We start from the raw sequence: 10,631 nt of genomic DNA, 5'->3' as shown, positions 1-10,631 counted from the left end.
GGTGCTCATTGCCCAAAAGGCAACTCCGTGCCTCCCAAGGCTTCGTGCTTTGAAAAGACAAGTGTTTTCACACAACCTGAAACTTCGTGTCTCGAATGACAAATGTTTTTATGCAGCTTTATGTATTTGGTCACTTGTTATTTAGCGAGTGGCTTTTTTTTGCCTATTAGAAGAATAACGCCCTCGATCATCCACCCGGCAATTTGACACATGATGGCTAGGAACAGCGCACTGACCCACCCGGAAAATTCCACAGAGGGCAGCATATCTAGAACAATATAGATCACCACAGTATCGGTAATGATGCTAATGATGTTTTTCTCAACCTTACGAAGCTTTCTGCGTGCGACGGCTGTCGATAAAGCGTAGAAAATCGGATGAAGCACGATTTCACAAAGAAGTAGGAATCCCATAAGAAGAACGACAAACTTTTGAATCGACATCGTTCCATTTAAAAAAGTAAGCGCACCTTGATCAAGCGACCAATGGACAATCGCCCAAACCATTAAACCAAAAATCGCAAAAACTATTGCAAGAGGAACAAATGCCGCAAACGTAAATGTGGGAACGAGCCATACCTGTTGCTTCCAACTCGGGGGATCCTCAAGATTAACGATGAAATGAATGATGCAAAATAGAATGGCGAAAACCGTAACAGCAAAAATAAGGATATAGGACACAGGACCACCTTTTAGGAAAGACATTTCAATGTAATTTACGTAGTTAAATGCAACGTTGATTAGCGTCAAATCTCTAATGAAAAGAGAGCCAATTCTTGCGATGTTTTTCCAATCTATGCACAATTAGACGTAATGAATGAACGATAAGTTTCAAAAAAACGTCTGTAAAAAATACAAAAATGGAGGACAAGCATGGAACAGCAAAATGTCGTCATTACTGGTGTTGGCCAGGGCATTGGTCGTGCCATCTTAGAAGCCTATGTCAAAGAAAACTATACAGTCATTGGAGTAGATCACGATGAAGATCTCCTCGCAGACCTCAATCGCCGGGAAAACGTGCATACCTACAAGGTCGACATTAGTGAACCGGAGGAGGTGCATTCCTTTTTTAACTCGGTGGCACGAGCCCACAAACGCATTGATGTATTAATTAACAATGCAGGCATTGGTCGTTGGGTTCCGCCAACTGAGCTTAGTGTAAAGGATTGGGACATAGTGGTAAACACAAATCTTCGTGGCAGCTTTTTATGCGCTCGTGAAGCAGCCAAACGAATGTCTCACGGAGGTCGAATTGTTAACATTTCCTCAACCCGCGCAAGCATGAGTGAGCCGAACTCGGAGGCATACGCCGCATCAAAGGCAGGACTTCTTGGATTGACCCATTCGCTCGCTGCGTCATTAGCTGCGAAAAAAATTACTGTAAATGCTATTAGCCCTGGCTGGATAGAAACTGGCGATTACGCGAAATTACGTGACGTTGACCACCTGCAGCATTTTTCTGGACGGGTTGGAATGCCAGAGGACATTGCTAGGGCGTGCCTCTTTCTGACTGATCCCGCCAACCAATTTATCACAGGTGAGAACATCGTCATTGATGGCGGAATGACACGGAAAATGATTTACGAGCATTAAACGAAGAAGAATTAGTTTTTAGGCGATTAGGACAGGCAGCAAATTTCTACAAAATATAAGTTTAAAGAAGAACGTTTCGCGAAAAACAAAAAGACATCTCCTCACACTAGAAGAAGGTTTCTAATCAAACCATAGTCGTTTTGGCATATTTACGCAAAAACTAATGCAGAATTTTTGCTTTTTCTCACGAAGAGGCGTAGCGTAGTAGCTAAAACGAATAAAGGAGCGATTTTCTTGGCGATGCATTTAACAGAAACGACAACGTTAGCAAATGGACTTGAAATGCCTAGACTTGGTTTTGGTGTATTTAAAGTATCTGAAGGCAATGAAGTTGTTAATGCAGTAAAATCAGCGATTGAGGTCGGGTATCGTTCCATCGACACAGCTTCCTTCTATCAAAATGAAGAAGGCGTCGGTCAAGCAATAAAAGAGAGCGGTGTGGCGAGAGAGGATTTGTTTTTGACGTCCAAGGTGTGGAATGATGAGCAAGGCTTTAATGAGACCATTGCCGCTTTTGATCGCAGTTTAAACAAGCTTGGAACGGATTATCTCGATCTGTATCTTGTGCACTGGCCGATGAAGGCAACCTACAGCGAAACGTGGCAGGCGCTTGGCAAGCTGTACGATGATGGGCGCGTCAAGGCGATCGGCGTAAGCAACTTTGAAATTCCTCATTTGAAAGAGCTCCTAAAAGACCATACACATAAGCCTGTGATCAACCAGGTGGAGTTGCATCCACAGCTCGCACAAAAACCGCTCCGTGAATTTTGTAAGGAGCAGGGAATTCAAATCGAATCATGGGGACCACTAGGTCAGGGTCGCTTGCTAGAAAATGACATTCTCAAGCAAGTGGCTGCAAAGCATAATAAATCAACCGCACAGATCATGCTACGCTGGGCGATTCAAAATGATATTGTTGTCATTCCGAAATCTACAACACCAGAACGTATTAAGAGCAACACGGAAGTGTTTGATTTCACCCTATCCGATGATGACTTAAAAAACATTGACACCCTAAATAAAGAAGAACGGTTTGGCGGCAATCCAAGCGAGGTTGGCGGCTGGTAAACCACGAGACGCCTGTACACATAACGTAGTGTGGCAGGCGTTTTTTTGTTTTGAAAGAGGTGTGCAGAGTAGGAATTAATAAAATGTGAAAGTGATCGAATACTGTTTGGTACGGATCGGATACAGGAGTCAACAGATCGTTTCCTCGTCAAAACGCGCCGCATCCAATCGTTTTTCCTTCCCATTTTTCCTTCTAAATGTATAGCTGCTAAGTGTTCCTCACACACTAACAAAAAATGTGAGGGGGCCATGGAATGGAAGGAACGTGGATTAGTTTGCTGCCATTTCTGGCTGTGATCGTCGTGGCAGTGTTGACGAAGCAAGTGCTTCCTGGGCTGGGGGCGGGATTGCTGACAGCGTCCTATTTCCTGACGCCCCATTGGCTGGGCGGCTTTGAGACGGCAATAGGCTTTATTATTAAAGGGCTTCAAGACGAAAACAACTTGAAAATCATCGTCTTTTTGTACTTGTTTGCTGGGATGGTTGGCATGATTAAACGTGCAGGGGGCATTAAGGGGTTTGTAAAGGAAGCATCGAATCGAATTGGCTCTAGAAAAGGGGCACTCGCTTTAACGTGGATCTCTGCAACAGGTACATTCAGCGCCCCAAGCTTCCGAATTGTGACGGTGGCTCCAATCATGAGAGCCCTTCTCAAACGTGTAAAGATGACCCCACAGGAATTGGCTTTTGCGATAGAAACAACGGCCAGCCCTTTTATTGTGCTCGTTCCAATTGCGACAGCCTTTGTTGGTTATATGACCTCTGTCATTGACATTTCGTTGCATAATGAAGGGTTGACCCAGGATCCGTACCAACTTTATCTCCAAAGCATTCCTTTTAATTTCTTTTCATTTTCAATGATTGCGATTGGCTTTTATCTTAGCTTTTTTCATCATGGCAAAGCATCAGCGACAAAGGCAGGTGGCGAGGAACCAGACGATCAATGGGAAGGGTGTCATCCGTCTGTCGCAAAAGACCTTCCGGAAAAGCCGTTAAATCTTCTTATCCCTTTGGCAGTTGTGTTGTTTTTAACTGTGTTTTTGACTTACTTGGATGGGGTCGCTCAAGGATTTCAGGGCTTTCAAGCGTTTATTGAAGCCGATGTCCTCACGGCGATGGTGTTAGCGCTAGTGTTAAGCGTGCTTTTATCAATGATCCTGTTTCGATTTCAGGCATTTAAGCTAAGTGCCTTAATTGCTGCGCTTATTGAAGGCGGAAATGAAGTAATGAACGTTGTTCTGCTATTGGCTGTCGTATGGGCCTTGGCCGACGCCACGGGCGCTATGGGGTTCTCGACATTTGTTACGAACAATGTTGGCTGGATTCCGGTTGCTTTTGTGCCACCAGTGTTGTTTTTGCTTGGTGCCTTTATTTCGTACTTTATTGGTTCCTCCTGGGGCACATGGGGCATTCTGATGCCTCTAGGTGTGTCATTGGCGCAAGTCTCTGACGTGAGCCTGCCACTTGTCGTGGGGGCAGTTTTTGCGAGCGGCACTTTTGGCGCTTTCGCCTCCCCATTGAGTGATGACACGAATACCACTTCGGTCATTTTAGGGATGAACACGATTGCCTATGCGCGCTTCAAGCTTGTGCCGGCTATTTCTGCAGCTGCAGTAGCTGCCGTGTTGTACCTTATCGTTCCATTTTTAATGGGATAATGTGTACAAAAGGAGAGTGAATGGTGAGGAATTAGCCATTCATTCTTTTTTTGTTTGCGATCCTCTTGTAGGATAAACATAAGACGAAAATGAATTCAAAGGAGAAGAAGCCAATGCAAACTCGCCTAATGTCGTTTAATCTTCGTTACGCTAATGATGAGGATCCCTATCCATGGAGTAAAAGGGAAAAGGCCATCTGTCAGGTTATTCAACACCATGCGCCTGATGTGCTCGGCACACAGGAAATGACGCCAGAGATGTTGGAAGCACTCAAAGAAGCGTTGCCAGACTATCATTCGTTTGGTGCTCACCGTCGCGAAGGTGACGAGGCAAATACTGTGTTTATTCGTAAGCAGGCTTGGGAGCTTGAAAAGGAAGACACGTTTTGGCTATCACAATCGCCAGAAAAACCGGGCAGCCTAGACTGGGGCTCATTGCCAAGGATTTGTACGTGGGCTGTGCTTCGCTCGGTGACAAATCCTAGTGCCCGAATTCGTATCATGAATACCCATTTGGACCACGAAAGCCCGTATGCACGCCAGCAAGGTGCGCTAATTATCAAGCAGCATCTTGAGGAGTTCGAAGCGGATGAGACGTTGCCTACGTTTATTTTGGGAGATATGAACGAAGGACCGAATGGAGAGGCCATTAATATTCTTGGATCATGCAAAACAGAAGCTGGCGCCGTTGAGCATGTGCATGATCAATTGCCTGCCCTTGAGCCAACATTTCATAACTTTAAAGAGGTCGAAGAAGGCGAGCCCATTGATTATATCTTCTTCTCCCCAGACATATCTATTGAGCGAGTGTTGATTGTACGCGACCGACCTGACCTCGTTTTTCCATCGGATCATGACCCTGTATTCATTGAAGCGACGTTAAAGTAACGCATGTGCTAATGAACGAACAGTGTAATCCCTCGCTTCATAAACGGGGCTGGGCAGGTGAAGCATCAATTCATCTGCTCGTCCAGCATTTACGTGCTGTCGAAGTTGTGTGGCGACCTCCTCAGGTGTGCCTATAATCGGAACAGGAAAGCCCTCTGTCGATAGCGGAGGTAGCTTGAGATCGGCTTCTGTCCATCCTAGGGGAATGCACATTGCAGAGAGAGTGATCATTGTCCGTCCTTTTTGTATTTTTTGAGAGTGATACAGCTGAACCGCGTCCTGTGGAGAAAGTTTGCTCATAAAGGCTCCAAAGGCAAAAGGTAGCCCTCTTTCAGCTGCCGCCTGAGCACTGCGTTTCCCTGTGCCTAACAGCCAGACCTCAGGCAGCAGAGCTGGCGTTGGGCGCATTGTCGTTGAGTTGAGATAACGAAGTAGCTCATCTAGACGTTCAGGATGCAGGCGAACTTTTTCGAGGAAATTGCCTGTTAACGCAATCGCTACTTCTGCTGGGGCACCTTGGGCTCGTCCAATGCCGAGATCGATTCGCCCAGGATAAAGTGTCGCCAGCTGTCTATAGGTTTCTGCAACACGATACGGCGTGTGAAGGGGAAGCAGTACGGCCCCAGCACCAAGCCTGATCTGAGTCGTTTGGCTGCCAATCGCCGCAATCATTACAGCTGGTGACGCACTGGCGATGCCGTTAAGCTCGTGGTGCTCACTAAACCAATAGCGTTTAAAGCCTAGCCTATCAGCCGTTTTTGCCAAAGCGATGGTGTTTGCAAGCGCATGTGTATCCTTTTCCTCGGCGAGTACAGGCGATGTATCTAAAAGGGAAAGCTCCATACGAACGACCTCCTTGGAGCTACAATACCACAGTAGAAAGGCAGCGTGGAGTGGTGGAGATTCATGGTATGAACCATATATGCTTTGAGGTGCAGAATGTAGAGACCTCTTTGGTGTTTTATACAGATGTCCTTAAAGGAAAACGCCTTGTGCAAGGAAGAACGACCGCCTACCTCGATATTGGAGGCGAGTGGATTGCGCTAAATGAGAACACCAGCCGACAGCCTGTACAACAAAGCTATACCCATCTTGCGTTTTCAATTTCTGAAGACGATGTGGAGGTATGGAAACAGCACCTCACCGCATATGGCGTTTCTATTTTGAAAGGGCGAGAACGTGCGGAGGAAGATCGGAAAAGTTTGTACTTTTACGATCCCGACGGCCATTTGCTTGAACTACACACCGGGACACGGGCGGATCGTCTTGCGTATTATCGTAAAACAAAGCCCCATATGATGTTTGGGGAGGATGAGGACGAAGGTTGATAAATAGCATCCACTGGATACAATACGTAGAGTTTGTAAAAAGTGAGGAGGAGTGATTTTTGGAATAAAAGATTGAAAAATCACTCTAAAATCCATTGAATATAAGAAATGAAGGTACTTTATTTGTGAATGGACACACTTTTTCGGAACAGCCAATTCCATCAGCAAAAGAGGGAACCAATATATGATGAAAAAGCCGAATATTATCCTTATTCAAACGGATCAGCAGTCTGCAGATACGTTAGGGGTATACGGAAATCCAATTGTAAAAACACCACACCTCGAACGTTTGGCTCAAAACGGCGTTGTGTTTGACAACGCGTTTTGTAATTATCCAGCCTGTTCACCGTCCAGGTCTTCAATGATGACGGGGAGGTATGCATCCACGATTCGGTGTCATGCGAATCATATGCTGATCAATCCATTGGAAGTGTCACTGCCACAAGTCTTAAAAGAAAACGACTATCAGACCGCATTAATTGGCAAAAATCATGCTTTTATGGAGAACGAAAACGCTTTTGATTCAGCGAATAGACAGAGTACGTTGCATGAGGTGTTTGACTACATTAAACAGGGGCATCATGGCCACTTAGTGGAAGGGTATGAAAATGATCCTGAAGCGGCCTCCGCGCATCAATGGGCCGTGGATCATTGCTGGAGGAGTCCACTGGGACATGGGGTAAATCCCGCGTCTTATGAAAAGTGTGGAACGCAGTTACTCGGTGATTCGGCAATTGATTATTTAGAAAATGTTCGCCAAACTCACCAACCGTTCTTTATGTGGCTGTCCTTTCCTGATCCCCACACACCTTATCAGGTGCCAGAGCCCTATGGCAGTATGTATGATCTGGAAAATGTTCCTCTTCCACCAAGAGATGATTTAAAAGACAAGCCTGAACGCCAAAAAGTTGCGCATATAATGGATGCGATGGATAAAGCTGATGACGATCTGATCCGCAGAGTCAGAGCAATCCATTACGGCATGATCAATTTCATAGACGACAATGTAGGTCGTGTGATGGAAACCTTGGAACGCTTAAGGTTGAAAGAAGATACTGTTGTGATCTTTACTTCTGATCATGGGGATTCAATGGGTGCTCACGGATTAATTCAAAAGCACAATGCCTTTTACGATTCGTTTACGCATGTGCCTTTAATTGTAACCTGGCCGGGGAAAATCTCACCGCAGTCTAGCAAACCTCTTGTAGAATTAGTCGACCTTATGCCCACATTGCTGGAGTTATCCGGTTCTGTGGTTCCACATGGCGTGCAGGGCCGTAGTTTTGCTCCGATTTTGTTTGAACAGGCGTATTCTCCTCGTGAATATGTTGTGATTGAAAGTGGGGAAGAAGGAGAGCCGATGACGTTATCAGAAATTACTGATCGCCCAAAGGATCCGTTCGATGAGTCATGCTTTGTATGGTGCGCGCACCGAGAAGCATGGTTGGGTAAAGGGAAATCCATTCGTACCCATGATTGGAAGCTGAACATTTACACGAATGGGGACGGAGAACTTTACGATTTGCAAAATGACCCTGATGAATTGGTCAATTTGTTCGGCAAACCGGAGCATGAGTCAATAACGGTGGAACTTGAACGAAAATTGCTTCGCTGGAGTATGCAGCAAGAGGATTCTCTGCCTGAAAACAAGACGGCAAAGCTTCAATATAGAAATAAGCAGAGGGTACAGTCTAAACGTTTGAATGAGTGCAATGAAAATAATGGATAAATATTTCTATAAGCAAGCGGTCAAGCTGAGCTATCTCGGAATGAGCTACGTATTAAAGGATTTCTCGCTAGTGACTGCTCTTTTGTTTTCGATAAAAAAGTACATCAAGGTTAGGAAAGGGCTCAAATTCGTGACTCTCCGCTATAGCTTAATTAAACATTTAGGAGGTAATAGGACTTTTGTATGGATTTTCCTTTCTGCGTTTATAGTCAGCTCTTTCTAGGGTAAAAGTGAACATACTTTTCAATATCTTACTTTAAAGGAGATGACTGTAATGAATTCAAATCCTTCAACTACACCAGAACACATCGCTCAAGAAAAGAGAAGACCAGGATGGCCGGAGATTGGAATGATGGTACTCGGGTATGTGGTTGTCATGGCGGTGGCGATCCCACTCATATTCACCTTAACTGAAGAGGGTAGTGTTGTGCATGGCATTAGTTTAGCCGCCTTATCGGGTCTTGCTGGGTTGGGTGCTTTTTTTGCGGCGTACATCCTGCGTATACGTTCAGGCGCTTCATTTGGCTTTCGTCGCACGAGTGGACGTTGGCTTCTGGTGGCTGTCGGGTTAGGCCTTGGTGTCTTTGTGCTTGCACGTATTTTTGTCATCGTGATTTATTACGGATTTGGTTACACGGAGAACACACAGGAGTCTTATATTGCTGCAGCGAACGGCGGCACGGTTGCGCTCCTCCTTCAGCTAGTGATGATCGCTGTGCTAACGCCTCTTGGTGAAGAATTTGCTTTTCGCGGAGTATTGACGAATGCGCTACAGAAATATGGTCCTTGGGTCAGCATACTTGGAAGTGCCGTTATTTTTGCGACGGCCCATGGCATTAATGAAGTGTGGCCGCTTGCCTTCTTCGCAGGCTTAGCCACAGGTTACCTGTTTTACCGTACCGGATCGATTTGGCCATGCGTCGTCGTTCATGCAGTGAATAATGCCGCAGGGACCCTTTTCTCTGTCATCGCTGTGAATTATATTGTGTAATGGGTACGTATGGCGGAGTAGCCTTGAAAGTAGCAATTAATTTCACAATTCATATTTAAATACAACCTCAATAATCTCTATCAAGACCTTGGTTCACCAGCCTACACAAGCAAAAACGACAACAGCATACCCGTTGTCGTTCTTGCCTTTATTCAAGATTGGCGTGTTTTCCATACATTCGTTGCGTGTCCAAGCCCTTGGCTTCCATGATCTTTAAAATAAGGGCATCATAGAAAACAAGGAGCATTTGCTCGAATAAAGAACCCATCGGCTGAATGGTTTGAAAGCCACCATCTTCTGACCGGTCTTTGGTTGCTCCAGGCAACTGCACAGTGTAGTCGGCCAGCTTTCCAAGCGTGGACGTTGGGACGAGGGTGACTATAGCCAGTTTCCCGCCAATGCTTTGGGCCTTCTCGGCAGTCGTGACCAAGCTCTTTGTTTCACCAGACCCCGAGCCAATGATGATCAGGTCTTTTTCCGTGTAACCCGGTGTGACGGTCTCGCCAGGCACGTAGGCGTCTAAACCCATATGCATCATGCGCATGGCAAAGGATTTTGCCATGAATCCTGATCTGCCTGCTCCAGCTACAAATATTTTCTCGGCATCCAAAATCGCGCCTACGAGTTGTTCAGCTTGCTCTTCAGCTATTTGGTCAGCGGCTTGATTCAGTTCCTGCAGAATTTCTTTTAAATAGCCCGTCGTATTCATCAAGTTACCTTTGCTGAATCATTGCTTGCATTTTCGCTGCAACGGCCTTCTTATCGTCCTGGTTGGCAATGCCGCCGCCGACAATGACCAAGTCAGGCTTTACGCTAATGACTTCAGGCAACGTCTCCAGTTTGATCCCGCCGGCAATCGCCGTTTTGGCATGCTTAACTACGCCTTTAATTGTCTGAAGATCGGCAAATGAATTTTTTCCCACAGCCTGCAGGTCATAGCCGGTATGCACACAGATATAATCAACACCAAATGCGTCAAGTTCTTTGGCACGCGTTTCGATGTCTTTCACAGCAATCAGATCAACGAGTACTTGTTTGCCCTGTTTTTTGGCTTCCGCAACGGCTCCTTTGATGGACTCATCTTCCGCCACACCAAGAACCGTAACAATATCTGCCTTGGCTTCAGAAGCCTTTTGCACTTCATACGCAGCTGCATCCATCGTTTTTAAGTCAGCCAGCACCAGTAGGTTCGGAAAGGCTTCTTTAATTTCCGTAACGGCCTTCAAGCCTTCAATTTTAATAACAGGAGTGCCGATTTCAATAATATCTATATGCTCTTCGACCTCTCGAATAAGTTCTTTCGCTTCCTGAATGTTCACCAAGTCTAATGCAAGTTGTAATTTCATTTAAGTTGCCTCCTTAGTTTGACAAGCTTTGC

General features: G+C 45.6%; 11 protein-coding genes. 7 read left to right on the top strand and 4 right to left on the bottom strand.

Annotated features, from left to right (window positions below; translation table 11 throughout):
• Positions 1-137 precede the first annotated feature (137 nt).
• On the bottom strand, positions 138-680 hold the full coding sequence (locus tag EV213_RS14350; protein WP_133581246.1) for a hypothetical protein: 543 nt from the start codon (positions 678-680) through the stop codon (positions 138-140).
• 192 nt (positions 681-872) lie between these two features.
• Here EV213_RS14350 and EV213_RS14345 point away from each other — a divergent pair, with 192 nt between their 5' ends.
• The 4 genes from EV213_RS14345 to EV213_RS14330 all read left to right on the top strand — a co-directional run bounded on the left by EV213_RS14345 (position 873) and on the right by EV213_RS14330 (position 5,205).
• Positions 873-1,592: an SDR family NAD(P)-dependent oxidoreductase gene (locus EV213_RS14345; protein ID WP_133581245.1), complete on the top strand. Its 720-nt coding sequence runs from the start codon at positions 873-875 to the stop codon at positions 1,590-1,592.
• A gap of 234 nt (positions 1,593-1,826) precedes the next feature.
• On the top strand, positions 1,827-2,660 hold the full coding sequence (locus EV213_RS14340; protein WP_133581244.1) for an aldo/keto reductase: 834 nt from the start codon (positions 1,827-1,829) through the stop codon (positions 2,658-2,660).
• A 254-nt stretch (positions 2,661-2,914) separates the two neighbouring features.
• Positions 2,915-4,318, top strand: coding sequence for a Na+/H+ antiporter NhaC family protein (locus EV213_RS14335; RefSeq protein WP_133581243.1), 1,404 nt, complete (start codon positions 2,915-2,917; stop codon positions 4,316-4,318).
• A 113-nt stretch (positions 4,319-4,431) separates the two neighbouring features.
• Positions 4,432-5,205: an endonuclease/exonuclease/phosphatase family protein gene (locus EV213_RS14330; RefSeq protein WP_166639327.1), complete on the top strand. Its 774-nt coding sequence runs from the start codon at positions 4,432-4,434 to the stop codon at positions 5,203-5,205.
• On the opposite strand, the gene EV213_RS14325 is transcribed toward EV213_RS14330, so the two are convergent.
• Entirely contained in the window at positions 5,197-6,048 is an 852-nt protein-coding gene (locus EV213_RS14325) for an MsnO8 family LLM class oxidoreductase (RefSeq protein ID WP_133581241.1), read from the bottom strand. The two genes, EV213_RS14330 and EV213_RS14325, sit on opposite strands and share 9 nt — an antisense overlap.
• A gap of 68 nt (positions 6,049-6,116) precedes the next feature.
• Here EV213_RS14325 and fosB point away from each other — a divergent pair, with 68 nt between their 5' ends.
• From fosB to EV213_RS14310, 3 genes are all read left to right on the top strand, one after another.
• Positions 6,117-6,533 (top strand): metallothiol transferase FosB, encoded by a 417-nt coding sequence (fosB, locus tag EV213_RS14320; RefSeq protein WP_133581240.1) that lies wholly within the window; start codon positions 6,117-6,119, stop codon positions 6,531-6,533.
• 184 nt (positions 6,534-6,717) lie between these two features.
• A complete protein-coding gene (locus EV213_RS14315; RefSeq protein ID WP_133581239.1) occupies positions 6,718-8,262 on the top strand; it encodes a sulfatase family protein in 1,545 nt (514 codons plus the stop codon).
• A gap of 274 nt (positions 8,263-8,536) precedes the next feature.
• Entirely contained in the window at positions 8,537-9,253 is a 717-nt protein-coding gene (locus tag EV213_RS14310) for a CPBP family intramembrane glutamic endopeptidase (protein WP_166639326.1), read from the top strand.
• Positions 9,254-9,401: 148 nt separating this feature from the next.
• Here EV213_RS14310 and hxlB read toward each other — a convergent pair whose 3' ends face one another.
• Both hxlB and hxlA read right to left on the bottom strand, forming a co-directional pair.
• A complete protein-coding gene (hxlB, locus tag EV213_RS14305; RefSeq protein WP_133581324.1) occupies positions 9,402-9,962 on the bottom strand; it encodes a 6-phospho-3-hexuloisomerase in 561 nt (186 codons plus the stop codon).
• Between the two features lie 4 nt (positions 9,963-9,966).
• Positions 9,967-10,599, bottom strand: a complete 633-nt coding sequence (gene hxlA / locus EV213_RS14300; RefSeq protein WP_133581237.1) for a 3-hexulose-6-phosphate synthase — start codon at positions 10,597-10,599, stop codon at positions 9,967-9,969.
• Positions 10,600-10,631: the final 32 nt, after the last annotated feature.

The organism is Aureibacillus halotolerans (genome assembly GCF_004363045.1).
GTDB classification, from domain to species: Bacteria; Bacillota; Bacilli; order Bacillales; family DSM-28697; genus Aureibacillus; species Aureibacillus halotolerans.
The sequence above is the reverse complement of the archived record's forward strand: the minus strand, read 5'-3'. Positions and strand labels throughout refer to the sequence as shown.